We start from the raw sequence: 24,584 nt of genomic DNA on the forward strand, positions 1-24,584 counted from the left end.
TCCCGAGGGTGGGGCTGGGTGGTGGCCCGGCGCGCAGCCGGGCCACCAGATGCGATTAGGTGCTCTGACGTGCTGCTTTGGCTGGTCAGCCGCACTCAGGGCAGCGCTGGACGTGGCTGTTGAGCGCCCTGGCCATCCTTGCTTTCGTGGACGCGGCGGTCGTCGCACTCGACTTCGCCGCCGGCCTGCCGGCGTACCGCGCGGCGTGGGCGCTCAGGAAGCCGATCTCCCGCTCGTACTCGCCTCGGAGAGCCGCGAACTGGCGGCAGGTCTTCATCGGGCGCTGCTCCTCGTCGTCGTGCTGTCCTCGTCGCGCAGTTGCTGCAGGACGAGGCTGAGTCGGTCGTTCCGGCCGCCCTTGAGGCCCTCGCGCCGCAGAATCTCCCGCAGCTGGACCCGGGTGACGGCCTCGTTGCCGTCCCGCGCGAGGAGCGCGGGGACATGAGGCCGGACCTGCTCGACGAGCTGCTCCACGGACTGCTCGGCCTCGCGCAACGGTCGCTGTACCTGCGGGCCGCGGGACCGGCCACCGCGTCTGACCCTGGGCTTGGTCTGCTGGGGTGATGGCCGACGGACCGGGACCGCGTGTCCGGTTGGTTCGGGGTGGTTCGGTCCCCGGTCCCCGTGGGTGGCGGTCCCCGGTTCGGGGTGGTTCGGTCCCCGGTCCCCGTGGGTGGCGGTCCCCGGTTCGGGGTGGTTCGGTCCCCGGTCCCCGTGGGTGGCGGTCCCCGGATCGATGTCCCTCGGTCCCCGGTCCCGGGTGCCGGTCCCCGTCGCGTTGTCCCTCGGACGCAGGCGCGTATCAGGCGCCTGAGCAGCCAAGTCGGTGAGGGGACGGGCGGCCGTCCCGGGCTCAGGACAAGAGTCGGCCTGGTGGTGCTCCGCTCCGGAAGTCCGGTCACCGGTGCTCGCTGCGGTTCTCTCATTACGGTCCCCGGTCCCCGGTGTGCGGTCCTCAGTCCCCGAAGCGCGGTCCCCGGTCCCCGTGATGCGGTCCCCTCGGTCCCCGGTCCCCGTGTAACTGCCAGCGGTCCCGGGGACCGTTCCGGCTCCGACGCCTTCAGCGGGGACCAGGACGGTGCCCTTGTTCTGGTACGTAGACCAGGGGGATGCCAGGGGCACAGTGGCGAGGGTGAGAGCGTGCCGACGGGCGGCGAGCTGGGCGAGCAGTTCGGCGCGCTGGACGGGATCGGTACCGACCGAGGCCCTGCCGATCGCCTTGGACAGCCGGCGTGTCAGGCGCCGACCGCGTTGGCTCTGCCGCTGCTGCGGTGTGTACTCGGCGAGGCGTGCCGCGAGGGCGACCGCGCGGGCGGTGGCGCGGTCGCGGGTGATCTGCGCGGCGTCCCGGTCGCGTGCGGCGATGCCCAGGCGGGACAGCAGCCGCTCACGGGTCTCCCGGCCGAGGGTGGCCAGCAGGCCGTGGGAGGCGGCCCCCGGGGTGCGCAGCCGCAGTTCGATGCCCATGGCCAGGTGCCAGAGCATCGCGGCCATCACGGGACCGACGAAGGCGCGGACGGTGCCACCGACGAGGCCGCTCTCGGCATAGGCGGGGACGACCTGCACGGTGGTGATCACCCACACCAGGGTCCCCGGCAGACCCGGCATGCCCTGGGTGGCCAGGTTCTGGCGGGCCATCAGTGCGGTGGCGAACAGCCCCATCTCGGCGGCGGCGAACATGCCGATCCGTTCGGCGGTGCCGGCCATGTCGAGGTAGTCGGCGGCGAACCGCCAGCTGGTGTCCGCGCTGTAGGCGGTGCTGCCCAGCGCCGCGACCGCGGCAGCCGTGACCGCCAGGTTGCCGAGACGTTTCTGCCGGCGTGGCCTGCGGCGCCGGACTGCCACGCCCGCCCAGACCAGGGCCAGGACGATGACGCCGATGGAGCCGGTGATGAGGAGGACGGACAGGTCGGGGGCCGCACCGAGGGACAGGGCGAGGTGGGTCATGCTGCCTTTCCGAGAGTGGCTCGCTCACTGGTCGTCTCCGCTGACCCCGGCTTCACCGGCCGCTGCTGTTCCTGCGGCTCCGTGCCGGGCCTGTCGGCCGCCTGCTTCCGCTTCTTCTTGTTCTGCTTCCCCTTCTTCTTGTAGGGGTTGGGCGGCACACCGAGGGTCAGATCGCGGTCGAAGACCTTGTTGGCGACCTGCCGCAGCAGGTCCCGGGCATGCTTGTGGCTGATCTGCAGGGCGGCGGCGAGCCGATCGGCACGCCAGCCCCGCACGTAGGCGTGGTCGATGACCACTTGGCGCTCGGCATCGGTGAGGTGCACGTCGCGGCCGTTGAAGAAGGCGACCACGCGGCTGTAGTCCATGCGCTGGGGCAGCCCCTTGTGCCAGGGGCGGCGTTCGGCCTTGGTCAGCCCGCCCCAGATGCCGTCCTGGAGGTCGTGTTCCAGGGCGTAGTTGAGGCAGTCGCGGCGTACCGGGCACCAGCCGCACAGTTCCTTGGCCTCGGCGATGGCGGCGTGATCGCGGGGTCCGGGGAAGAACACGGCGTCGGCGTCCCAGGAGTCCATGCCGTGGCAGGCTCCGTACGGCTGCCAGCTGGTGTCGCCGAGTCCGCGCAGGCCGGTGGCCGGCGTGTAGTGGGTGGTGATGTGGCGCAAGGGAAGTCTCCGGAGGTGCTGCCGCGTCGGCCGGCCGCTGGCGGCGGCACGGACGCGGCGTCGGGGCAGGCTGCGGCACTGCGGGCGAGCGAGCGCCGCAGCCTGGACGGAACAGTGGGCGGTGGCCCACCCGGTCAGACCGTCGTGGTCTGCTGAGCCTTCTGAGTGGCGAGGTCACGGCGGCACTCGTGCGGCTGCGCGATCGGCTTGTTGCCGCGCGGGAAGCCGCCGGGGTCGATACGCCGGATGCGGCAGGGCCGGCCGACGGAGGCCCCGCACTTCTCGCAGTCGACGGCGAGCACATCGATCTCGCCCCGGGCGACGGCGGCCTCGTGCGCCGCGCGGGCGGTCCGCCACGGTGCGAGAGCTGCCCGGACCTCCGTCGGGATGCAGGAGCCGAGCCGCTCCGGCATCGCGCGCACCTTCGCTTCGGTCCGGCGGCTGCTGCTGAGCTGCCGGTACTCGGTGGGCTGCGTCTGGCCGGTGGCGACGGCACGGCGGTGGCGGACCAGTTCGTTTGTCCAGGCCGCCTGGTCGTCCGGGTCGGCCGACGGAGTGGGGTCGGTGTGGCGGTTGAGGCGGTCTCGCTTGTAGTTCGCCCAGGGCCGGCCGATGTCCGCGGGCAGGATCTGGTACGGCGAGACGCTGATGTGCCGGCGGGCCACGACGCGGGCATCCCAGCCGTGCGGCGTGGCCAGCGGCACGTCGGCGAGCAGCTCGTGCCACTGGGCGAGCTGGTCGCCGGCCTCGCGTTCGGTGGTGCGGATCAAGCGGGGGTCGAGGCGGCCGATGTAGGCCAGCAGCGCGGCGGTTTCGCGGCGGTCCATGGGCTATGCCTCCGTTCCGGTCGGCGTCGGCCCGCCGAGGGCGGCGAGCAGGGCGGCGGTGTGGGCCTCGGCACGGGTCATCCCGCTTGCCGCAGCGGACTCTCCGCCGGGCAGGGCACGAAGCCGTGGGCGGTCCGGGGAGTGCTCCCGGGCCACCCAGGAGCGCCAGTCCGCAGCCCAGGCAGCCGCCGAGCGGGGCCTGTGACCGGAGCGGTGGGCACGCCACTTGGCATCCGCCGCCTCCAGACCCTCCTCGCCGAGGCGGTCGAGGTGTCCCTGCTGGTGTGCCCAGGCTCGGCTGGCTGGGTCGACCTCCCACGCGTCAGCCGTGGTGACGCAGGTACCACTACTGCTGTACCTACGGTTCACCTTCGGTTCACTACGGTTCTGGGGGCCGGAATCCGTACCGTGCGGGGGCCGGATTCCGGCACGTCGAGGGGTCGGATTCCGTCGCGAGGGGCCGGATTCCGCACCGGCCGGATTGCGCTGCGAGGGGTCGGATTCCGCACCCTTCTTGGGCCAGATCCCGTGCCGCTGAAGCCGCTTCTCATCGACCTCCGGCACCGGGTCGGCCTCGGTGGGCGGCTCGACGTACGCCTCCGGGTCCTCCTCCGCCGCCTCCGCGACCTTCGCCAGCCACGCGGCGGCGCGGGGCAGTCGGTAGACCGCGCTGCGCTGGGGACCCTGCAGCTCCTTCAGGGCCTCCAGCTCCCCGCTGTCGGCGAGGGCGACGAGAGCGTCACGTACAGCGGTCCGGCTCGCATTCGTACGCTTGACCAGACTGGCGACCGACGCCCAGGCGACGCACTGCTCATCCGGTACGCGGTCGGCGATCGACAGCAGCACCAGGCGGGCGGTACCCCGGCTGGAGCTGAACTCCCAGACCCACTCGCGGGTGTCGACGCTCATCGGCCACTCCCGACCGTGACGCGGTGTGCGGGCACCGGCCGGGGTGCCGTGCGGGCCGGGCGGCCGGGCCTTTTGCGCAGGGCGGCGCGCATGCAAGAATCTCCTTTGGTACTGCCACGCTGAAGCGCCCCGTGGAAGGGTTCGGCGTGGTGATGGTGGCGATGTCCGCCCTTGCCGGGGCGGGTTCGGCCGTTAGCGTCCGGCGTCCAGGAGTTGCCTCTCCCGGGCGCCGTCGCTGTGTGTGGGCCTATAAGGCCCGAAGCACACGCATGTTGCGGTGACTCCTCGCGTCTGTCGTGGCCGGGCAGGCCGCCCGGGGGACGACGAACATACGCACGGACCTGTGTCAAGGTCCAGAGTTAGTTCTCAAACTCTGTACTAGTCGCACGGGCGAGCGCTCCTCAAGCCTGCAGGCCCGGACAGCCCCGACAGGGCAGTGCCATAGTGGTGCACGCTCCGTTCGTTTAGACGGTCAGCGACACTTTAGTGTCTTTGTTCGGGGGAAGTTACGCCATGTGGCCCGCCCGCTGTCAACACTGAAGTGTCGCCACGTGCGGGATTGGCGCGCCTGGAAGGTGCTGAAGTATGATGCCGTGAGGCGAGGAGACGGAGGTGAGGCCGACATGTCAGGCGACATGCAAGATCGTGGCGGCCCTGCGCCGGAAGGCGGCACGGTCAAGGACCGTCTGAATGCCTTGTTTGCCATGGAGAACCCGGAGACGGGCCGTCCGTATGTCAACGCAGATGTGGCCCGCGGCACCGGAGTCTCCACCAGTGCCATTGCGCAGCTTCGGCAAGGCGTCAAGCCCAATCCGACGCTCAACACGCTCGAAGCGCTGGGTGGCTTCTTCGGGGTGACGACCGACTACTTCTCCAGGCGAACCAGTGACGAGAGCGCCCGGCGTATTGTTGCCGCTCTGGAGCTCTTGACTGCCGCCGAGAAGGCTGGCGTTGTGGGGCTTTTCGCTCGGGCGAGTGACTTGTCGGAAGACGGTCTTCGCACCGTCCGCGCTGTTATCGAGACGGCTTGCAAGGCCGAAGGGCTGGACGCGCCCGAAGCTGACTGATCGACAAGTCTCCTGCGAAGAGAAGCTGGAACGCGAGAATGGCGATCAAGGTTGAGGTCTTGGCGGCGCAGCACGCCTTCTCGGTGCGGCTGGAATGACAGCTGTCAGGTGACATGACGGCATGTCATCAATCGGGGCTGTCAGCAGACTCACCCAAAATGGCTCTTTACCTTTCCGGGGAAGAAGAATCCTGCGAGGGCAGTCGGACTTGAGACGGGACACGGTCGGCAGTGCCGTGGAATTCCACAGACGGCGGGCTACTGCGTCGGCATGAACGGCCCGGATGATCGACTGAAGACCCGCGTCGTCGCTTCGCAGCTCGGCCTGTAGCTGGAGCAGGGCCATCGGGGCGGGAGCCCAGTCATCCTCCCACTCCACCAGCAGGCGCCTCGCCTCCGGATCGGTGAGCGCCCACATCATGACGTTCGCACCGTCCAGTACCCACGGGAAATCCTGTGCGGCTTCCTTGTTGTAAGCCATCAGGTCCCATCGGTGATCGCACAGGTAGGCCGGCCAGGGCTGCCCCTCGACGAACCGCTGGACGGCTGCCGGCGGGGTCCGGTGGTACGAGGGTGCCCGGTCGGTGTCCGAGGACAGGCGCCCATGGGTCAGGCGCCAGACAGTGCTCCACTCGTCAGCACTCAGATTCAGAATGCGGGCAACGTTCTCCAGGAGTCCCTTCGAGAACGTCAGCGGCTTGCCCAGTTCCAGGCTGCGATACCACTTGACGGAAACGCCCAGCAGGTGAGCGACTTCGGCTTGTGTCAGGCCGGGTCCGTTGCGGGGACCGAGTGCGGCGACGACCTCGGGAACGCTGTGAGGGTCGACGCGTTGCCGAGCCTTACGCAATATGCGAGTCAGGGTCGGCTGCTGCTTGTTCTGAGGGCGGTCGTCGGGCATAGGTATCGATCTTGAGGCGTGGGTCACAATCGTTTGCCGCCCTGTCGGGCGACCCCCCGACGCGTGAGCCTATCAGCGGGAGCCTTGTCGGGATAAAGCGGGCTGATCGCCTCAGTGAGATCGTTTATCGCTCAACCAGTGTTCTCCCTGGTCAGCCATGGGGAACTGTGACTTCCCCATGCGAAAACTCACAGGAAATCTGGGCTTCCTGTGGCTTTAAGATCGGTTCGGCGGTGAGCGGCAGTTCCGTCACTCGAACGATGCGAAAGGGGTATGCGCGTGCCGTGGCGGAAATCCGGACGTGTGCGGCAACGCCCCGGCCAGTGTCCTTCCGTGCTCACGGCGGTCCGGTTAGCTGACGTCCACCGCTGTCAGAGCACACGCCGGAGGCCCAGCCCTCTGGGATTAATCCTCCTGAGCCTGCCTTCCACTCCGGTCTGTTCGGACCGGACACCGGTGTAACACCACCACGGGCCATGTCAGCCGACGACCTCCGGGCCGGGTTCCTTTCGTCCGGCTTCTGGTGCCCCGTTCCATCCGCACTTAAGGATCCCCCCATGTTTCTTCGGCGGAAGCGTGAGAGCCCCGCACGCGTGAGCGAGATGAGCGAGCGCGAACTGCGTCTTCGGCGTACGGCGGAGCGCGCCTTGCACGACGTGCGTATCCCGCAGCCCTTCGACATCGCGGCGTTCTGCGAAGCGCTGTCCGTGAAGCGCGGACGCAAGATGGTCCTGCGGGAACTCCCGGCCGGCAACGGCTTGAACACACCGTGCGGGCTGTGGATCGCTTACGCCGACGAGGACCACGTCTTCCATGTACGGGCTACCAGCCAGCGACACCGTACCCAGGTCATCCTGCACGAGATCGGCCACATGCTCCTGGACCACAGCAGTGACGCGGGCCGGTCCGCCCTGCTGGCGGCGCTGCCGTCGGGGATCGCGCCGTCACGAGTGCGCGCCGTCTTCGGACGCACCGATTACTCGACCGATCAGGAGCACGATGCGGAACTGACCGCGTCCCTCCTCGGCGAACTCGTCGAAACGCTGCCGATCGCGCCGGCCAGCTCCATGCACGGTGTACTCGCCCGGGTCGACGCCACGATGATCCACCCGCGGAAGGACTGCCGGTGAGCGCCCAGATCGTCATCTCCAGCATGCTCTGGACCGTGGCGCTGTGGAGAGCGCCGTCGCTGTGGAATTCGCATAAGCAGCGATTCCTGGAGCTGGCGTTCCTCAGCCTCGCCGCCGCGATGACGCTGGAGATTCCCGAGGTTGCAGACTGGATCGACTCCGTCACCGGAGTCCGCAGCACCGGATACCTGCTGAAGCACCTGTTCGGCGTCGTCTCGGCGGCGTCGGTCCTCGAATTCGTGATCGCTGTGGTGAGACCGGAGGGACTGCTGCAGCGGACCCGCTGGCTTCTTGAGGGGACATGCCTCACGCTCATGATCGTCGCCTTCGTCCTCGCGCCGAGCGACGGCCGGGTCCCGGACGACATCCTGACCGTGCCCAGCCTCTCCGGCTGGGCCCTCCTGCACGTCGCGGTCTTCACCCTCTACATCGGTGCCGCCATGACCGTCACAGCCATCCTGTTCGCGCACGCGGCACGGCACGCCAGCAACCGGTGGGTCCGAGCCGGCCACGCACTCCTCAGCCTCGGAGGAGTCATCGGCGTCCTGTACGCCGTGCAGCGCCTTTGGCACCTGGCGGACGTCGCGGGCGGAGCGGTGACGGCAGAGGACATCGAGAACGCCGCCGCCGTGTCCCAGGTCCTCAAGGACGCGGCGATCACGGCCATCAGCGCCGGCAGTTGCCTGGCACCCGCCTCCATCGCAGCGTCGGCCCTGCGGGAGCGACGAGCGCTGGAGGCCACGAAGCCGCTCTGGCAGACACTCACCGCGACCGTCCCCTCTGTCCACCTGACCGTCGCCGCCGGACCCGGCCGCACGCGTTTCCTGCTCAACCGACGACTCACTGAAATCAGCGACGCCACGCTCGTCCTGCGCGAGTACCTGCCCGTCGAAGTGCAGGAACGAGCCCTCCTCATGGCACAACGCGCCGGCTACCCGCCCATGAAGCACTCGGCTGTCGCCGAGGCGGCCTGGCTCAAGACAGCAGTCCTGGCCAAGCCGGTCGCCACACCTCACCATGGACGGCACCCGGACTCGGGCAGTGACGGAATGAGCCCAGCAACCGAACTGCGATGGATCCTCCGGGTCAGCGCCGCTTTCGACCGCTGCCCCCACGTCGCAGCCTTTGCCATGGCCGAGGCCGCCATGATCCGAGACGAGAACCGGAAACACACCGTATGAGCACCGTACTGTCCCCCCGCCAGGAATTCGCCCGCGTCATCAGCGACCGCCTGCACCCGAAAACCTGGATCGTCATCGTCTGCCTCGCCGTCGGTTGGTACGGCGGCCACTGGACCGGCCTGGCCTGGAGCCTCGTCGGCGTCCTCTTCGCCGCCGTCATACCGATCCTCTTCATCGACCACGGCATCAAGAAGGGGAGATGGGTCGACCGCAACGTCGGAGCCAAGCAGGCCCGCCTTCTGGTGATGGCGGTCATCCTCGCCTCGGTACTGACCTGCTTCGCCCTGATGGCCGCTTTCGCGGCCCCGCACATCCTCATCGCGCTGATCGCCAGCATGATCCTCACGCTGGCTGCCCTCGCCGTGATCACACTGGTCTGGAAGATCTCCGTCCACCAGGCCGTCTCCGCCGGCGCCGTCATCATGCTCGTGCAGACCTACGGACCTTGGGCCTTGTGGGGATACGCCCTGGTCGTCGTCGTCGGCTGGTCCCGAATCGCCTTGCGCGACCATACGCCGGCGCAGGTCATCGCAGGAACGATCCTTGGTTCCACCGTCGCTGCAGCCGTGTTCTCCGCCCTCCGCTGACCGGCTCGTCGCCCCTCTCGCCAAGACGACCAGGTCGTTTCTGGCACGGATTCAGCCCCGAGTCACATGCATGAACGTGGTGGACGTCTCGCCTGCGCCCTTCGCTCCAGCAGCAGTACCGCCGGCCCATGGGACGCGATCAGGGCGGTGGCGCGCACAGTGACCTTGCGCCGCTGTTGGCGGACGCGTTCGGCTGTGGTGCAGGTGCCGTAGCGACCAGGTCCTGGCCGGTGAACTGCCAGCCCTCCGCGGCATTCCGTTCTCGCGGTCTTGTCCCTTGGGCAGTCCGAGGTCGCTCAGCAACCGTGCATGCGTCGGTCGTATTCTGCAGCTGGTTCCAGACCCATCGCGGCGCGGCGTTCGTCGAGCCGGTCAGGGTCGGCAATGGGCTGCGGGCGCAGGTTCGAGCCGTCTGGTTCATGGGTGTACTGGGTTCCGTACAGCTGGGGTTCGCCGGCCGCAACCAGAACCCGGTCGGTGAGGTAGGCCAGATGGCGTGGAGGGGCGTCTCCGGCCGCGACCGCGGCCTTCAGGAGGTCGAGCGCCTGGCGCTGGAAGGCGGGGGCGAGGTCGGCGTGCTGAGCGAGAAGCCAGGCCGCATCGGCGCCCTGCTCACCCACCAACGCGACACCCGGCCAGCCGCGTTCGACGATGACCTGCTGGAGCCAGGCCGTGTTGTCGAGATCGATCCGGCGCATCTCGCGTCCGTCATGGGTTTCGGCCGCGAGGCGGCGTGCCGCTTGGTCATCTTCCGCTCGGCGGTGGAACTCGGCGGCGAGATCGTGATCCATGGTGGGCCGATCTTCGTAGTGTGTGCCGGTCAAGCAAGGGACGTAACGCACCGTCCTGCAGCAGTCGCGACCCGGACCGCCGGTAGGACCGTGCATGGACCTATCATGCCCGTCCACGACATGCCGCGTACACGGAACTCACGGCGTCGACAAAGTGGGTGGGTCGCCGACGAGAACGGGGTAGCGTCATCGAGTGCTGGCAATCGAAGAGGAGTTCGTCGGCTCCGGCTTCTGTCTGTTCCTAGCCGGTGGCATCTCTAAATGCCCCGACTGGCAGAAGACTGTGACAGCCGCGCTCGACGACCTGGACGTCACAGTGTGCAATCCGCGCCGCAGCAACTCTCCGCTGCACGACCCGAACGCCGAAACAGCTCAGGTCGGTTGGGAGTACCGGCATCTGCGCCGAGCTGATCTCGTCGTGTTCTGGTTCCCGGAGTCGTCCACCAGCCACCAGCCGATCGCTCTGTACGAACTGGGTAGGCTCGTCGGTGAGGGCGGCGCTCTGGTCGTCGGAACCGATCCCGGCTATGTGCGCCGTACGAATGTGGTGGCGCAGCTCTCCCTCGCACGCCCGGAGCTTCAGATCTACACCACACTGCAAGACACGATCGAAGCGAGCCGCACAGCCATACGGGCCTCACGGTGATCGAGGCCCACTCGAACCGTTAAGCCAGCCCGGCTGCCATTCGTGTCGGTTCACAGATGGCTCTGTTCACGACTCGTGAACAGAGCCAGGAGCAGTGGTTAATAGGCGCCTGTGCGTTCAGGCCCGGTCTTCCTGCAACTTCAGCATCTCGAAGAAGCAGCCGGCCTTTTCGATCAGTTCTTCGTAGGTCCCGGTCTCGGAGATGCGGCCCCGGTCGAGGACGACGATGCGGTCGGCGAGGCGGGCGCTGGCGAGCCGGTGGGTGATGAAGATCGTGGCCCGTCCGCCCGAGGCGAGGGCCTTGAGTCGGGTGTAGATGTGGTGTTCGGCGCGGGCGTCGAGGGCGGAGGTGGGTTCGTCCATGATCAGTACGGGGGCGTCGCGGTGGAAGGCGCGGGCGACGGCGATGCGCTGCCACTGTCCGCCGGACAGGTCGTGGCCGCCCCACCAGGAGCGGGCCAGCGAGGTGTCCAGGCCGTGTGGCAGGCCGGCCAGGACGGTGTCGGCGCCGGATGCTTCGGCGGCTTCGCGCACAGCGGTGTCGCCGCTGGGGCGGGGTTGGCCGAGGGTGATGTTCTCGCGGGCGGCCAGTGGCCAGCGGGTGTAGTCCTGCGGCACGAGGGCGACCTTGTCCAGCACGGTGTCGGGGTCGGCGTCCGCCAGGTCGATGCCGTCCCAGTGCACCGCACCGCTGGTGGGCAGGTACAGGCCGGTCAGGAGGCGGGCGAGGGTGGTCTTGCCCGCGCCGTTCTCGCCGACCAGGGCGATGACTTCGCCCCGTTTGAGGGACAGGGTGATGCCGTCGAGCGCGGGGACGGCGGCGCCGGGGTAGGTGAAAGACGCGTCGGCGGCTGTGATGACGTGCGGGCCGTCCACCGGGATGGCTGCGTGGCCGCGGCGGGTGGCCCACCGGTTGGCGACGGTCAGGAAGCGGGCCCAGTCGTCCAGGGACAGGCAGGTGCGGAACAGGCGGGCCCCGGCTCGCACCGTCGTGGTGAGCGCGGCTCCGGATGTCCGTACCGCGAGGGCGGCCGTCCCGGCCGCCGCGAGCTGCATGTGCCCGCCGGCGACCAGCAGCACAAGAAGTCCCCAGGTCGCTGCGGTGCCGCCCGCCGTCAGTAAGTCCCCGGCGCCCTTCACCAGGAGGGCCTTGCGGTGGGCGGTGAGCTGTTCGGCTTCCAGACGGCCCGAGATTATGCGGTACTGCCCGAGGAGGAAGGGGGCCATGGTGCTGGCGCGGACCTCGTCGGCGGTGTTGCGCTCCGTGGTGTAGGAGCGGAAGACGTTGCGCAGGCGGGCGTCGGCGAGGTTGCGGTGGTGGGCCGCGTGCTCGATCCGCGCACCCCGTACGGCTCCCCAGGCGCAGGGAGCGGCCGAGACGAGCAGCAGGGGCAGCATCACCGGGTGCAGCACGGTGACGACGGTCGCGGCGGCGATCATCTGCGCTGCGGCGGAGGTGAGGAGCTGGGCGTCGAGGATGAGGTCGCCGGTCTTGGCGGCTCCGCTGGCGGCGGCGGTGTGGGCGTCGGAGAAGTCCGGGTCCTCGTAGGCGACCAGTTCGGCGTTGGTTGCCGCGGTGATGACCCGGAGGTCGGCCTCGCGTACGGCCTTCGGGGCGAGGCGGGCGGCGAAGGCACGGGCGAAGGCGTCCAGCAGGTAGCGGCCCGAGGCGGCGAGGGCGAGCACCGTGGTGGCGGTGAGGTTCTCACGTAGGCCGTCGGCTATGCCGGCACTGCCGGTGAGGACGGCGGACAGGACGCGGGTGGTGGCCGTGAGCGCGGTCGCGGTGAGGGCGGCGGTGCCCGCCTGGCACAGGAGCAGGGCCAGCAGCGCGCGGCGGTCGGTGCGCCAGCCCAGCCGGGCGGCCTGGGCGAGCGCGGACGGCAGGCGGCGGGCGATCGCCCAGGTGGACAGATCTGCACCGGCGTCGGCGTGCCGGTCGGCGGCCAGGCGCATGGCCGGCGGCTGGCCCGAGCTGGTGGCAGAAGGGGAGGACGGAAAAGTGTGCACGCGCCCCATCAGGGCGGTGAAGGGGCCGTCCCGGCAACAGAGTTGTTCCGCGCTCTTGCCGACGTGCCTGGTCGGACCCGCCTGCCGTCAGTGATACGTTCCGGCATTCACTCGTTCGGGTGATGTTGTGATTCGGTGCCGGCGAGGTCCGGCAGGGCGCAGTGTCCTCCTGCCCGTCTACGGCACGGTCAGGACCGCTGTCCATGGACGGTCGACGGCGTCGCCGATGTCCCGGCCGACCGTGCCCTCGGGCACCTCGGCCCAGGCGTGCGCGGTGTGGGGCAGGAACCGGGCGCCGAGCACCCAGGCCGAGCGGCGGCCGGTGAGGGCGGTGGCGATGACGGTGGCGAGGCTGATCTCCATGCAGGCGATCCGCCCCGGCCACCAGATGGGGACCACGGCGAGCACCGCCGTGTGCAGCGCCTCCAGGCGGGCCAGGGGCGCGCAGGGCAGGTGGCGCAGGGTTCGCACGGCAGCGATCTGCCAGCGCAGCGGCAGCCGTCCCAGCCCCAGGGAGAGGGCAAGCGCGACGGCGGCAACAAGGCGGTAGCGGCGCGGGGTGGTGGGCCGGGCGGCGGGTGCCATGACCGTCATCGCCGCCACCTCCTTCGGCTTCGGGGACGGTCGGTGTCGATCAGTACGCCGGCGGCCAGCAGCTCGTCGACGAAGGAGCGGATGTGGCAGTCGACGGCCTGGGGGTTCTGCCCGGCGGGTACGGCGATCTCGTCGGCGAGGCCCTCGATGCCGCCGCGGACGGTGATGGCATGCCAGATCACCGAGGCGTCCGCGTCGAACATCAGCCAGGTTGCCCGCCGGATGTCGAGCACGGCTGTGCCGTGCGGGCCGCCGGCGTGGGCGATGTGGGGCGCGGGAGTCAGCACGCTGCCACCTCCTGGCGGGCGGGCCGGCCGCTCAGCCACCAGGACGTGACAATGTACTGGTGGAGTTCGGCGATGCCCGCAGCGCTCTCGCCGCGCGCTGCCCGGGTGAGCGCGGCCCGGACAGCCGCTGTGTCGACGAGGCCGCTACCGGCCAGCGGGCCGACGGCCATCAGCTCGTCGAGCTGTTCGCGGTGGCGGGCGAGCCCGGCGATGCGCTGGGCGGTGAACGAGCCCTTGGAACGGCGGGAGGTCAGCCAGTCTGGAAGCTGCGGCAGCGCCGCCCCCAGCAGCGGCTTGTAGCTCTGGCGCCCGCGCCGGGCAAGGGCCGGGACGGCGAACGCCGCGCGCACGACCTGGTTGTCGAGATACGGATAGGCCGGGTGGATGCCGAGGGCCTGCGCGTAGGGGGCGAAGCCACGAGCGGAGGTGCCCATCGCACGCAGCGCCGCCCAGTCGTCGAAGACGTCGGCCGCCTCCGGCTGCCGGCCGTCGGCGGCGGCCTCGCGCAGCAGGGCGGCGACGTGCCCGCGTCCCTCTTCGGTCGGCCACGAGGCCGCCGCACCCAGCCGGCACCACGCCCACCCGCGCGCCGCGGTGTCCCGGTCGGGCATGCCGCGCTCCAGCACGGCGGCGGCCTGCTCCAGCGCGCCGCACCTCCCCAGACGGGCGGCTTCCCGCACGGCTTGCCAGTACGGCCCGGGCGCGGTGTTGCGCAGCCGGGCGAACGCCACCACCTGGCGGTGGGCCTCGCGGCGCCGGCCCGTCTGCGCCAGCCGCACCCAGCCCGCCGCCGAGGCGTCCAGCACTACGTCCCCGCCGTGTCCCGTCAGATGCCGCGGCAGGCCCGCGACCGGCGCCAGATACCGGGCGTCCATCGCCCAGTTGGCCATGGCGAACACTGGCTCGCACGCCTCCACGTTCTGCGGGCCGCGCGAGAACGGCAGTTCCTCTTCGCCGCCGCAGGCGACCGTGTGCGTGGCCTGGGTGTGTGCGGCGACACGGGCGGCGTAGGAGGCGTCCTCGGCGCTGGTGTAGCCGTCGGTGTAGGTCACGGCATGCACCGGGCCCCTCGCGGCGGCCAGCACCACGGCCGTCGACGAGTCCAGTCCCCCCGACAGGTCCGCGCTCACCATGCCCCCGGCAGCCCGGACACGGCGCTGGACAGCCTCGGTCAGTTCCTGCCCCAGCCGGCCGGCGCCGCGGCGTAGCCCGTCGGCGGGCTCGATGCCGGTGACGTCCACCAGCCGGGGCGGCACACCGTCCGCAAGGAGCAGTCCGTACCCGCCGGGCACCTGCCGGACGTCCGCGTAGACAGTGCGCTGCGGCCAGTGCTGCTCACCGGCCACCAGCCGGGCCAGGAGGAACGGCACGTCCGCCGCCAGGCGCTGCTGCTGGAGCAGCCGCGGCTGCGTCGCCCACACCGCACCCCGTACCGGGTGCTGGGTGTAGAACAGGGCCCGGACTCCGGCCAGGTCGCCGCAGACGAACCGGTGCCGCCTGTTCTCCGCGAGGACCCAGTACGAGCCCGGCCACCGTGCCACCGCCTCCCACCGGCCTGCCGCAACCGCGGCCAGCATCCCGGCGAGCTCATGTTCGCCGGCCCCGCAGTCCCCCAGCACCGCCAGCCGGACCTGTCCGTCCGTCACCACCCGCACCCGGCCGCTGCCGCAGTGCCGCACCCCCGTGAAGTCGCCGACCGGCTCTCCCGGCCCGCTCGTGCTGCTCGTCATCCACTCCGTCGCCATCCCGACCCTCCCTGTCCGCCAGCCGTGAACGAGGGCGGGGGCCCGGCGTGCCGGGCCCCCGCGGTGAGGTCCTGCATCAGCAGGTCACTCGAAGTACCACTCCTTGTCCGCGTCGTTCTCCTTCTGGCTGCCCAGCGTCAGCACGCCGACCGGGTGGGTGGTGAACCGCGGCGCGAAGCCGCCCGTGGCGGGCACGGTCGCCGTCGTGGGGGCGGGCTGCTGCGGGGCGGGGGTGAGCTGCTCGGCCATGGCCGATCTCCCTTGTCTCGGTGGACCTGTGAGGTGGTGCTGCCTCTATGTCACCGCGATCGGGAAGCCGTTCCCAGAGACGTAGTTGGGTACTTGCTGGGAGCGGATCTGGAAGGAACCTGGGACGCCCCTGGGACGTCAGGCCCCCAGCAGGCCGAGCACGGCTCGCCGGTAGACGGCGTACACCGCAGGCAGATCGGCCAGCCGGGCGCGTTCGTCGATCCCGTGGAGCCCCTCGTAGGCGACACCGAATCCGGCGGTGGCCGGAATGCCCTCCCCAGCCAGCAGATTGCCGATGTTCGACGGCCCCGCTGTTTTGGCCCGCACCTTCAGCCCCGCCCCGGCGGCGGCGCCGAGCAGAGCGGCGGCCGGCTGCTCGTCCCGGGACAGGCGGAACGGCGGCCACACGGCCACCGGGACAACCTCCGTGGAAACCGGGGCGGGCAGCTCCGCGTCGAGCTCCGCGACGGCCTTGCGCACGAGGGTCTCGGCGGCATACGCGTCGAAGCACGGAACGGTGCGGATGTCGACGTTGAGATCGACCCGGTCCGGTGTGACGGAAAAGCCCTGGCCACCGTGGAAAGCGGTGACCGACAGCTTCGGCGGCAGCGGAAACCCCGAATCCCCGCAGTCGGCGGGCAGAGCGGCAGCATCCAAGAGCCGGACCAGGTGCGCGGCCCGGGACACCGCGCCCACCACGGTCTTGCTGGAGCCGGAGTGCCCGGAAGGGGCGTGGACGGTGATCGACGCCCGCCACAGCCCCCGCCCGCCGACCACGACATCCTCCAGGCCCGGGTAACCGATCATCACGCCGGCCGGCCGGACCGCGGCCTGATCGGCGAGATAAGCGCGGGCGCCGCCGAACCCCCCAGTGTGCTCGTCGACGTCCAGGAGCACGGCGAGGCCACCGCGCAGCGTCTCGGCGGCCGGGGCGAGGTCGGCGGCGATGTGGCAGAACATCGCTGCGGCGAGCTTGGAGTCGGCCGCACCCCGCCCCAGCAGCCAGCCGTCAACCACCGCGCCGGACGCCGGCGGGAACGACCAGGCGGACTCATCACCGTACGGAGGGGTCCACGCACGCGTCCAACGTCCACCACGGGCCAGGCAGCCCGCCTCGAACCTCCACCAGCAGCCCCACCAGACCCCCCGCGTCATCGTGCAGACGGCGATGGGCCAGGCCCTGAGCCGCGAGCCAGTCCTCCAGCACGGCGAGAACAGGACCGTAGTCGTCGATCCCGCCCCGGCTCGGCCGCCGCACCAGTTCCTGGGCCAGCTCCACCACCGACGCCACACGTACCCGGGCCACCTGCTGGAAGTCCTCGATCACGCTTCTCCTCGCCCCTTCTAACGGTGCCGCACCGGCAGCGCGCAGACAGCCTCGATCGTCTCCACCGGTCGCGCCGACGCGCACGCCTCCCGACCATGGTGGACCAGGCCCGCCGCCTCCCGACCGAGCAGGACACCGCAGTCGAATCCCTCCGCACCGTAGAACGAGGGCAGCGGCACCACCGCCGCGCTCTCCGAGGCCACGAAGAACCTCTCCAGCGCCTCGGGCGACTCCACCATGCCGATGTGGAGCGTCTTGACTCCGTTACGGCGCTAGCCCGGATCACGCAGCTCCAGCAGCCTCACCAAGTGGTCGGCGAGCGCACGATGCCGCGGAGGCCCGTACAGCACACGGTAGTGAACCAGGTCCGGATGCTGGGACACAGCCGTCTCGACCGCCGCCAGGTACGCTTTCTCCCGCGACCGGGAACCGGTGACGACCAACTGCTCCCGCGCACCGGCGACGACACCGATCATCGCCTCGACCAGATCCGTCCAGCGAGTCAGCACCTCGACCACCACCGCCGTGCCCGAGGTCTCCAGCACGCTCGCGGCCGGACCGTCCTGATGAACGAACAGCGCCTCCGGCCGCTCGCCGTACAACTGACACAGTCCCGCACGGTTCCGCATGCCCGTACGGCGCCGACCCGACTCCCACGCGCTCACCAGACTCGCATCCGCCGCCAGTCCCGTGATCGCGTTCAATGCCTCGGCCGCCTCCTCCAGCGTCAGGTTCCGCGCAAGCCGAGCCCGCTTGAGTAACGAGTCCGCGCCGCTGCCAGTAGCCACCACATCCCCCTCCGCCGACCAGGAGTGCCCAACCATCCACAATCTGAGTGCAGTTGCTGCAGACAACGCTGAAGCCAAGGCAGCCCGCAGCAGCTCTCGTCCAAGACCGCGAAAGCACCGAAAGTGCCCCACAGGCTCTGGTTCAGCACCCTGTTCCCGTGTGACAGGCGCACTGGATGGCTGACATATTTACCCAGACTTCCGTGTGTGAGGCCCGCCAACGGCGCGGGCTCACCCCGTACGGCACCGTCCAGGGCCGCCCGTGGCTGTGGCATGGAGCCAGTCCTCGGGGATGATGCCGAGCTTCTCGCCATACTCGGAGAGTAGGCGTGCGTAGTCGCGGAACTCCGGGTCTTTGCCGAGGAGCACGAGGACGCGCGGGAAGGGCCCCCGTCCTTCCAGATCTTCTTGGGGTGAAGAAGTTCTCCAACGTGGGGCTCCTGATGGCTGTGTGAGGCTGCCGTCCTGGACGGTGAGGGCTGGGCGAGTGGCTTGCGGGAAGTTTTGAGGTCTTCGCGCTCTATCGATGGTTCAGAGCGTGCGGGCGTGCTGGAAGACGGTGTCGAGTCGTTCGCGCAGCCCGGGGTCGCGAATCAGCTTCAGGGCGCGGCTGAAGTCGTCCTGGGCGGCGGCCAGCCGGGGGCGCTGTTGGCGTTCGTGGTCGGCGAGGACGGCGCGCCCGGCCTCGGTGGCGCCGGGCCGCGCCCGGGCGGCGTAGATCATTGTGAGGGGGAAGGCGAAGCAGGCGTGGAGGAATCCGTACGCGGGCCGTTGGATGCCGCGCCATGGGGAGAAGTACGTCTCGTCGGGGATGGTGAGGTGGACCGCGGCGAGGGCGTCGTTGAGCCAGTTGTGGGCGGCTTCGTGGACGAGGTCGCGGCCCAGCACGGCAGCGTCGCCGGTGTGGTCGGTAAAGACGGTTGCCGGGAGCCGCGTGATCGCGAAGCTGCGCAGGGTCTGGTCGGGGCGATGTTGGCCGGTCAGGCAGATCACGGCGGCGTGAGCCTCGACGAGCTCGTCGAGGCCGGTGGCGGCGACGTGGTCGAAGGCGTCGTCGGCCAGCACGGTCAGGGACTGGGCGGCGCTGGTTGTGTCGGGGCCGAGGACGTAGTACGGGGTGTCGGAGTGCGGGCTGCGGATCATCTCGTCCTCGTGGGGGGCGATCACGATGCGCGGGCCGAGGCGGGAGCGGTGGGTCAGGCGGGCCAGGACTGGCCCGGCGGTGTTGCGGTACCAGTCGAGGGTGGTCGTATCGCGGCGTCGGGCGGCGTTCTCGGCGCCTTCGAGCCGGTGGTGTGCCAGGGCGTAGGCCAAGGGCAGCGCCTCGTCTTCCGGCGGTGCGACGGGACCGGGGCGGAGCAGGGTCAGCGTGGCGGCGGTGCGTTCGCGGCGATGGGTGGTGATGGCGTCCAGGCCGAGGGCGGCGGCGATGTCGTTCATGTCGGGAGGCTCCTTGGCGGTGGGCCCCGGTGCCGGGCCGTGGGGCGCCGGCACCGGGGCTGTGATAACGGGCTGGCCCGATCAGCTGGCGCTGTCCGCCGCCGGGGTGGCCGGGGCCGGTTCGGCGCCGGTGTCCGGGGCGCTCCAGGCGTCGGCGGAAACGCTGGAGGTGTGGGCAGTCAGGCGCACGGTGCCGCCGTCGTCGCGCAGCTGGTCCACGGCGGCGAGGAACTCGTCGCACGTATCGGTCGTTGTCATCTCTTCCTCCGGGTTGCAGGGACTGGTCGGGATGCAGCGCACGAGGGCGGGCTGCGGATGGGCGGGGTCATGGCCGGATCAGGCTTGGCTGATCAGCCAGCTGATGAATTTGCGCTCGCGCCCCGCCCGGACCGGCTCGGTGCCGTGGACGACCTGGGATCCGTACAGCAGCGCGGTGCCGGGGGCGGGTCGTACGTTCCAGCGGGTGCGCGGCATGGTGCGGAACCAGTCGGCGGAGTGGTCAGCGCCGTCGTGTGTGAACGCCATGGCCGGGTGGTAGCCGTCGCCGCCGTGCTGGTCGCTCCACAGGGCGGGGTGGGAGGTGGTTTCGACGAAGAACTCCCCGCCGTCTTCGGCGTGGTCGAGGACGACGCTGATCCCGGCGAGCTGACGGACGGGGCCGGTGGGGTGGGGGGCGATGCCGTCGACGTGTGGGGTGATGTGCTGTCCGGGCGCGTACTCGACGTACATCCATTCGCGGCATGAGGTCAGGGCTGGCAGGGCTCGCTGTAGTGCGGGCATCGACCGTTCGACTGCCTGCGTGAGGATCTCGGATGCGGGTTCGGGCGGCGGGTGGATTTCGAGGCGGCCGGCGGGCTCGTAGACGGCCATGGCCTGCTTGCTGCTGTGGCCGGGGATGGAGTGCAGGGTAGTGGTGCGCTCGGTGTCGAAACGGCGGAAGCCGTCATCGCCGAGGGCGTCATCCACGACGGTGATCAGGGTGGTGATTTCGTCGGGGGTGAGGAAGTTCTCGATGCTGGAGACGGTGAGCGTCTCCGCTATGTGGATCACCGTGCCTCCCGGGTAGGGCGGGGCGGGCGGAGTGCGCAGGCGCATCCGGTGACCGCTGGGGCGTGTCGGGCAGCGTGCGTGAGCGTGCGCACGGCCTGGTCGAGTCCGGAGAAGTAGTCGGGCCACGTGCGGCCGGCGGCCGGGGTGAGGGTGAGGTTGAGGACCGGGTGCCGGCGACCGGTCCCGGTGCTGGTCAGATCAGTTCGGACGACGTGCGCGGTGATGGCGGCGGGCAGGTAGCCGTCGGCGGCGGCGAGCGTGTGGCAGAGCCGGGCGGCGAGCGCGGCGTACTCGGCGCGGGTGCGCGGCAGCAGGCCGACGCGGAATGCCGATGGGGGCAGGCCCGTGCCGGTGCGGGCGTGCCCCTGGCAGGCGTCGTGGGTGACGGCCTTCCAGCTGCGGGTGATCGTGTCGACCAGTGGCCACCTCCGGTCCTCGATGTCCTCGCGCCACTGGGGGCGGTGCGGGTCGAGGTCGTCGGCCGTCTGCTCGCCGGGCAGCCCGGCGGTCTTGATGTTGCCGTGGGCGCCGGCGCGGAGCCGCGTGGGGGAACGGTGGGCTGCCGGATCGTCCCAGCGCGCGAGGAAGGCGTCGACGTCATCCATGGCGTTCGGGACGACGGGTCGCCAGCGGGCGCGGAGGCAGTGGGCGCCGGCCGGGTGGTCGGGGGCGGCGAGCAGGTGAGCCATTCCGTCGATGAGACGGCCTCGGTGGTCGCAGTACGCGTCGTCGCTGCCGGTTGCCTGCAGCATGCGCCAGCGGGTCGCGGTGCACCCGCCGCCGCAGACAGTCCGGTATGGGCAGGAGGTGCACTTGGTCATCAGCTCCCGTCCGGCGGTGAGCAGCGGGTTGGCGTGCTGGGCCTCGGTGATGTCCGACTCGCTGCGGGCGGCGGCGAGCGGCAGCAGGTGGGCCTGGGGCCAGGGAAGTTCGTCGCACGAGCCGACGCGGCCGTCGGGGTAGGCGGTGAAGACGTGGGAGCACTTGTGGGCGGCGAAGTGGCAGTGGGCGGTGTCCAGTCCTTTGAGGCGGCGGATCGTGGCGACGGCCGGGTCCAGTTTGATTCGCCGGAAGTGGCCGGCGTCGATCCAGCGGGCTGCGGCGTCGAGGACGAAGGTGGCGTACTGCGTGGGAGTGATCGCCCAGTCCGGGCCGTCGGTGCCGACCGCACGGGCCTGGAGACGACGGCTGGGGCTGGTACGGCGGCCGGTCGCCGTGAGCGGCTTAGTGACGGTGGTGTCGAAGGCGGGCAGGAGGTGCATGGCGCGTACCGCGTCGAAGGAAGCGATGTGGTCGATGACCTCTGCCGCGCGGCCCAGGACGGCGGGGGTGACCACGGTGACGATGCCGCAGGTGCGTCCGTGCTCGGCCAGGAGATTCAGGGCGTCCACGATGTGCGGGTAGATCGCGGTGCCGTCGTAGCCGACGCGCCAGGAGTTTCCCTGTTCGTCGCCGTCCATGGAGATGCCGATGTGCAGGCCCGGGCAGTGGGCGTCGAAGAGGTCGAGCCACTCGCCGTCCAGCCGCACGCCGTTGGTCTGCAGGTGGACGCGGTGCACGGTGGGCTGGGCGGCGAGTTCGTCGAGGAGCGCGGCCATGGCGTCCTTGCCGAGGGTCAGGGGCTCCCCGCCGTGCAGTTCGATCGCGAGAGGCCGCTCACCGAAGATCTGGCCGAGGCGGCGGATGTGCTTGACGGTGATCTGGGCGCCGCCGGGGGCGAGTTTCCGTTTCTCGAAGCAGTACAGGCAGTCGACGTCGCAGGTCTCGCCGCGCAGCTTGAGGACGACGGAGACCGCTGCGGTGTGGTCGGTGTCCTCCAGGGGTCGCCACATTTCGGCGCCGACGGTTGTCGTGGGGATGGTGAGTGTGCTGGGCATCGGGACCTCCCCGGTCGCGGGTGAGTGGATGCGTTCAGGTGCGGGCGCGTTTGGCGGCGGACTGCTGCCAGGCGCGCATCCGGCCGTCGGCGAGCGGGACACGGACATCGCCCCGGCGCAGGAACCAGCCGTCGCTGTATCGCTGCGGCAGCCATCCGAAGCCGCCGAGCCCCGCCTCGTCGACCGGCTCCGGCTCGGCTTCGGTGGGCCAGAGTGCGAGCAGGGCGTCGGCGAGGCGGGCCTGGACGGCGGCGAAGAAGGGACTGTGCGCGGCGGCGCTCTGCCACCGCGGCTCGGGCAACGCGGGCACGGGCCCGAACCGGTCAGCGTCGTCTCTGCTCAGCAGGCTCGGCAGCCATTTCTCACCGAGCAGCGGAGCGCCGGCGGCCACGGTCTCGCTCTGGGCGACGACGCGGGCGAGCTGGTCCCACACGAGGTCGGCGTGCGGGTACAGGCCCGCCTGGGCCAGACCGAGCAGATCCTCGGCCAGGCTCGCCGCGACCTCGCATCGGTCCGCGAGCGCCCATCGTTGATAGGTGGCCCGCTGCCCGGGCGCCAAGACCTTCGCAGGGGCCGGTGCCGTGGAGAGCAGCCGGGCCGTGCGCAGGTGGGTGAGGTCGCTCAGCCGGGCTCGGACGGTGCGGAACGTCTCGATGTCGTCGCGAGTCACGGTGAACGCGTCGAGCAGCGCACGCCATTCGTGCACGGCGCTCTGGCTGACCGCCCGTACGTCGATGCGGACGCCGTCGATGAGGCACGAGCCCGGCCCGGGGACGGGCTTCTTGGTGATCAGGAGTAGATCCACGTCACTGTTCTGGTGGGCCAGCCCTTCGGCGAGTGCGCCCACCAGCCACACGTCGGCGCCGACGTACTGGTCGGACAGCGCAGCGGCGGCGTGCTCGGCGACCCGGAGTCGCGTATCCAGCCACGGCGTGGAGGTCATCGGGCTGTCCTCCCTGCACCGGCCAGGACGTCGGCGGCGGTCGTGGCGACCCAGTGGTCGAGGCGGGCGCGGACGTCGCTGCGCTGGGCGCCGATGTGCGGGGTGGCGATCAGGTTCAGCGGGCCGGGCTCTGCGGCGTCCGGCCACAGCGGCAGATCCGATTCCTCGACAGGATCGAGGGCGAGACCGCTGAGCTGGCCGTCGGCGAGCGCGTGCAGACAGGCGCCGACGTCGAGCGTGCCGAGGCGGCCGACGCAGATCAGCAGCGGAAGGCGCTCCCGCGCCGCGGCGAGGAACTCGGTCCCGAACAGGCCGCGGTTCTCATTGGTGAGCGGAAGCGCCACGACGTGGGCGTCTGCCCAGGCGGGCAGGTCACGACCGGGTCGTGAGGGCAACGTGTCCGGCAGGCTCGGCCGGGCGGCGAAGGCGACCTCGGCGGCATGCGGGGCGAGGGCCTGCGCGCAGGCCCGGCCGACCGGCCCGGCGCCCCAGACCGCTGCCCGCATCCGGGAGAGGGGCGGGGCGAGGCAGTGCTGCTTGCCATGACGCCCCTGAAGCAGGGTGGCGTGCCCGTACGGGATCCGGCGAGCGAGGGACAGCAGCGCGGCCAGGGCCCATTCGGCAACGGCACCGGCCGCTGGCTCCGGGTTGCGGTGCACGCTGATGCCCCGCGCGGTCAGGCCGTCGACGTCGATGCCGTCCAGCCCGGAGCCGGCCCGGATTACGTGCCGCAGCGCCGGCCACCCGCTCAGGCGCTCGGCGTCCAGGCGGTGCCCCGACCGCAGCACCAGCACTTCGGCCCGGGCGGCAAGGCTTGGATCCACAGTGGCGAGCGCGGTGATCTCCCGGATCGCGCAGCCGGGCAGGAGTTGCTGCAGCAGTACGGTGTCGGCCGCTCCCCGCACGCTGACAAGGAGCGGAGCCTCGCGCACGGCGCTCACTGCTCGGTCCCGGTGGCGGGCGCGGTGTAGCGGCCGAAGGCGAGGTCCCCGGCTCCAGTGATGACCTGAAGCGGCGCGGGGGCGCGGAAGAAGTCCTCGCAGGCTGCCTTGACGCCGGGCAGCCCGTTCCATGCCTTCGGGTTCGCCTCCAGGTCGGCGTAGTCGTCGACGATCAGCGTGCCGCCGGGGGCCATGCGCGGGACACACGCGGTCAGGCAGGTGTGGATGGAGTCGTAGTAGTCGCCGTCCAGGTAGGCGAAGGCGATCTGGTCCGGTAGTTGGCTGGGGAGGGTGTCGGCGAACCATCCGGGGTGGATCGTCGGCGGGGTGCGGCCCCAGCGGTCGTGGAGGGCGAGCACCTGGTCCGGCTCGGCGCGCAGGTACCCGGTCTCGAACAGGTCCGGGTCCTTCGTTCCGCGTTCGGGCAGGCCCTTGAAGGAGTCGTAGACGTGGACGTGCCGCTGGTGCTGTCCGGTGGCGTCGAGGACGGCGCGCATCCACAGCGCCATGGCGCCCTGGTAGCAGCCGAGTTCCACCACGGCGCCGGGCACCTTGCGGGCTGCGAGCTGCTCAAGTTCAGTGCGGATGGCGGGCAGGCGGTCGGCGTCCACGGTGTCGCCGTGATGTTCCAGGAGCCAGTCGTGCAGTTCCGCGAGGCTCAGCACGGTGGTGGCAGGACGGGGGTGCAT

The 24,584-nt window shown here is 70.6% G+C and carries 28 protein-coding genes; 5 read left to right on the forward strand and 23 right to left on the reverse strand.

Features of this window, described 5'->3' with window-relative positions:
- Window positions 1–85: 85 nt before the first annotated feature.
- The 5 genes from ACIQR3_RS30090 to ACIQR3_RS30110 form a co-directional block, all read right to left on the reverse strand.
- Complete coding sequence (locus ACIQR3_RS30090; protein WP_403543792.1) at window positions 86–277, reverse strand: hypothetical protein; 192 nt, start codon at window positions 275–277, stop codon at window positions 86–88.
- Window positions 274–1,947 carry a hypothetical protein gene (locus tag ACIQR3_RS30095; protein ID WP_403543793.1) on the reverse strand — a complete coding sequence of 558 codons (1,674 nt, stop codon included), beginning with the start codon at window positions 1,945–1,947 and terminating at the stop codon, window positions 274–276. Before ACIQR3_RS30095 ends, ACIQR3_RS30090 begins: the two co-directional genes overlap by 4 nt.
- Window positions 1,944–2,606 (reverse strand): WhiB family transcriptional regulator, encoded by a 663-nt coding sequence (locus tag ACIQR3_RS30100; protein WP_403543794.1) that lies wholly within the window; start codon window positions 2,604–2,606, stop codon window positions 1,944–1,946. Before ACIQR3_RS30100 ends, ACIQR3_RS30095 begins: the two co-directional genes overlap by 4 nt.
- A 134-nt stretch (window positions 2,607–2,740) precedes the next feature.
- The gene (locus ACIQR3_RS30105) at window positions 2,741–3,433 is read right to left on the reverse strand and encodes a hypothetical protein (protein WP_403543795.1); all 693 of its coding nucleotides are present in this window, start codon (window positions 3,431–3,433) and stop codon (window positions 2,741–2,743) included.
- 3 nt (window positions 3,434–3,436) lie between these two features.
- Window positions 3,437–4,342, reverse strand: a complete 906-nt coding sequence (locus tag ACIQR3_RS30110) for a helix-turn-helix domain-containing protein (RefSeq protein WP_403543796.1) — start codon at window positions 4,340–4,342, stop codon at window positions 3,437–3,439.
- A 623-nt stretch (window positions 4,343–4,965) separates the two neighbouring features.
- On the opposite strand from ACIQR3_RS30110, the gene ACIQR3_RS30115 reads away from it, so the two are divergent.
- Entirely contained in the window at window positions 4,966–5,409 is a 444-nt protein-coding gene (locus ACIQR3_RS30115; protein WP_403543797.1) for a helix-turn-helix domain-containing protein, read from the forward strand.
- Window positions 5,410–5,454: 45 nt separating this feature from the next.
- On the opposite strand, the gene ACIQR3_RS30120 is transcribed toward ACIQR3_RS30115, so the two are convergent.
- Entirely contained in the window at window positions 5,455–6,309 is an 855-nt protein-coding gene (locus ACIQR3_RS30120) for a helix-turn-helix domain-containing protein (RefSeq protein WP_403543798.1), read from the reverse strand.
- 593 nt (window positions 6,310–6,902) lie between these two features.
- Between ACIQR3_RS30120 and ACIQR3_RS30125 the strand changes: the two genes are divergently transcribed.
- Genes ACIQR3_RS30125 through ACIQR3_RS30135 form a run of 3 tightly spaced genes read left to right on the forward strand, consistent with a single transcriptional unit; the run spans window position 6,903 to window position 9,207 of the window.
- Window positions 6,903–7,439, forward strand: coding sequence for a secondary metabolite protein (locus ACIQR3_RS30125; protein WP_403543799.1), 537 nt, complete (start codon window positions 6,903–6,905; stop codon window positions 7,437–7,439).
- Window positions 7,436–8,620 (forward strand): MAB_1171c family putative transporter, encoded by a 1,185-nt coding sequence (locus ACIQR3_RS30130; RefSeq protein ID WP_403543800.1) that lies wholly within the window; start codon window positions 7,436–7,438, stop codon window positions 8,618–8,620. Before ACIQR3_RS30125 ends, ACIQR3_RS30130 begins: the two co-directional genes overlap by 4 nt.
- Entirely contained in the window at window positions 8,617–9,207 is a 591-nt protein-coding gene (locus tag ACIQR3_RS30135) for a phosphatase PAP2 family protein (RefSeq protein WP_403543801.1), read from the forward strand. Before ACIQR3_RS30130 ends, ACIQR3_RS30135 begins: the two co-directional genes overlap by 4 nt.
- Window positions 9,208–9,503: 296 nt before the next feature.
- On the opposite strand, the gene ACIQR3_RS30140 is transcribed toward ACIQR3_RS30135, so the two are convergent.
- Window positions 9,504–9,998, reverse strand: a complete 495-nt coding sequence (locus ACIQR3_RS30140) for a DUF6624 domain-containing protein (protein WP_403543802.1) — start codon at window positions 9,996–9,998, stop codon at window positions 9,504–9,506.
- A gap of 193 nt (window positions 9,999–10,191) precedes the next feature.
- On the opposite strand from ACIQR3_RS30140, the gene ACIQR3_RS30145 reads away from it, so the two are divergent.
- Window positions 10,192–10,644, forward strand: a complete 453-nt coding sequence (locus ACIQR3_RS30145; RefSeq protein WP_403543803.1) for a nucleoside 2-deoxyribosyltransferase domain-containing protein — start codon at window positions 10,192–10,194, stop codon at window positions 10,642–10,644.
- Window positions 10,645–10,761: 117 nt separating this feature from the next.
- Here ACIQR3_RS30145 and ACIQR3_RS30150 read toward each other — a convergent pair whose 3' ends face one another.
- The 16 genes from ACIQR3_RS30150 to ACIQR3_RS30225 form a co-directional block, all read right to left on the reverse strand.
- Window positions 10,762–12,600: an ABC transporter ATP-binding protein gene (locus ACIQR3_RS30150; protein ID WP_403543804.1), complete on the reverse strand. Its 1,839-nt coding sequence runs from the start codon at window positions 12,598–12,600 to the stop codon at window positions 10,762–10,764.
- 231 nt (window positions 12,601–12,831) lie between these two features.
- Window positions 12,832–13,248, reverse strand: a complete 417-nt coding sequence (locus ACIQR3_RS30155; protein ID WP_403543805.1) for a lasso peptide biosynthesis B2 protein — start codon at window positions 13,246–13,248, stop codon at window positions 12,832–12,834.
- Window positions 13,245–13,535 (reverse strand): hypothetical protein, encoded by a 291-nt coding sequence (locus tag ACIQR3_RS30160; RefSeq protein WP_403543806.1) that lies wholly within the window; start codon window positions 13,533–13,535, stop codon window positions 13,245–13,247. The genes ACIQR3_RS30155 and ACIQR3_RS30160 overlap by 4 nt, the downstream gene beginning before the upstream one ends.
- Window positions 13,529–15,265: an asparagine synthase-related protein gene (locus ACIQR3_RS30165; protein WP_403543807.1), complete on the reverse strand. Its 1,737-nt coding sequence runs from the start codon at window positions 15,263–15,265 to the stop codon at window positions 13,529–13,531. The genes ACIQR3_RS30160 and ACIQR3_RS30165 overlap by 7 nt, the downstream gene beginning before the upstream one ends.
- Before the next feature lie 99 nt (window positions 15,266–15,364).
- The gene (locus ACIQR3_RS30170) at window positions 15,365–15,529 is read right to left on the reverse strand and encodes a hypothetical protein (protein WP_403543808.1); all 165 of its coding nucleotides are present in this window, start codon (window positions 15,527–15,529) and stop codon (window positions 15,365–15,367) included.
- A 138-nt stretch (window positions 15,530–15,667) separates the two neighbouring features.
- Window positions 15,668–16,546 (reverse strand): M20 family metallopeptidase, encoded by an 879-nt coding sequence (locus ACIQR3_RS30175; protein ID WP_403543809.1) that lies wholly within the window; start codon window positions 16,544–16,546, stop codon window positions 15,668–15,670.
- 37 nt (window positions 16,547–16,583) lie between these two features.
- Window positions 16,584–16,856 carry a hypothetical protein gene (locus ACIQR3_RS30180; RefSeq protein ID WP_403543810.1) on the reverse strand — a complete coding sequence of 91 codons (273 nt, stop codon included), beginning with the start codon at window positions 16,854–16,856 and terminating at the stop codon, window positions 16,584–16,586.
- A 17-nt stretch (window positions 16,857–16,873) separates the two neighbouring features.
- A complete protein-coding gene (locus ACIQR3_RS30185) occupies window positions 16,874–17,095 on the reverse strand; it encodes a hypothetical protein (RefSeq protein WP_403543811.1) in 222 nt (73 codons plus the stop codon).
- 33 nt (window positions 17,096–17,128) lie between these two features.
- The gene (locus ACIQR3_RS30190; protein WP_403543812.1) at window positions 17,129–17,644 is read right to left on the reverse strand and encodes a hypothetical protein; all 516 of its coding nucleotides are present in this window, start codon (window positions 17,642–17,644) and stop codon (window positions 17,129–17,131) included.
- Window positions 17,645–18,175: 531 nt separating this feature from the next.
- Window positions 18,176–19,084: an aKG-HExxH-type peptide beta-hydroxylase gene (locus tag ACIQR3_RS30195; RefSeq protein ID WP_403543813.1), complete on the reverse strand. Its 909-nt coding sequence runs from the start codon at window positions 19,082–19,084 to the stop codon at window positions 18,176–18,178.
- A gap of 81 nt (window positions 19,085–19,165) precedes the next feature.
- Window positions 19,166–19,342, reverse strand: coding sequence for a hypothetical protein (locus ACIQR3_RS30200; protein ID WP_403543814.1), 177 nt, complete (start codon window positions 19,340–19,342; stop codon window positions 19,166–19,168).
- A 78-nt stretch (window positions 19,343–19,420) separates the two neighbouring features.
- The gene (locus ACIQR3_RS30205) at window positions 19,421–20,134 is read right to left on the reverse strand and encodes a 2OG-Fe(II) oxygenase (protein ID WP_403543815.1); all 714 of its coding nucleotides are present in this window, start codon (window positions 20,132–20,134) and stop codon (window positions 19,421–19,423) included.
- The gene (locus tag ACIQR3_RS30210) at window positions 20,131–22,011 is read right to left on the reverse strand and encodes a radical SAM protein (protein ID WP_403543816.1); all 1,881 of its coding nucleotides are present in this window, start codon (window positions 22,009–22,011) and stop codon (window positions 20,131–20,133) included. The genes ACIQR3_RS30205 and ACIQR3_RS30210 overlap by 4 nt, the downstream gene beginning before the upstream one ends.
- A 34-nt stretch (window positions 22,012–22,045) precedes the next feature.
- The gene (locus ACIQR3_RS30215; protein ID WP_403543817.1) at window positions 22,046–22,954 is read right to left on the reverse strand and encodes a nucleotidyltransferase domain-containing protein; all 909 of its coding nucleotides are present in this window, start codon (window positions 22,952–22,954) and stop codon (window positions 22,046–22,048) included.
- Window positions 22,951–23,895 (reverse strand): NAD(P)-dependent oxidoreductase, encoded by a 945-nt coding sequence (locus ACIQR3_RS30220; protein ID WP_403543818.1) that lies wholly within the window; start codon window positions 23,893–23,895, stop codon window positions 22,951–22,953. The genes ACIQR3_RS30215 and ACIQR3_RS30220 overlap by 4 nt, the downstream gene beginning before the upstream one ends.
- The gene (locus ACIQR3_RS30225) at window positions 23,892–24,584 is read right to left on the reverse strand and encodes a TylF/MycF/NovP-related O-methyltransferase (RefSeq protein ID WP_403543819.1); all 693 of its coding nucleotides are present in this window, start codon (window positions 24,582–24,584) and stop codon (window positions 23,892–23,894) included. Before ACIQR3_RS30225 ends, ACIQR3_RS30220 begins: the two co-directional genes overlap by 4 nt.

The sequence above is a fragment of the Streptomyces sp. NPDC090994 genome (genome assembly GCF_044768905.1).
Classification (GTDB): domain Bacteria; phylum Actinomycetota; class Actinomycetes; order Streptomycetales; family Streptomycetaceae; genus Streptomyces.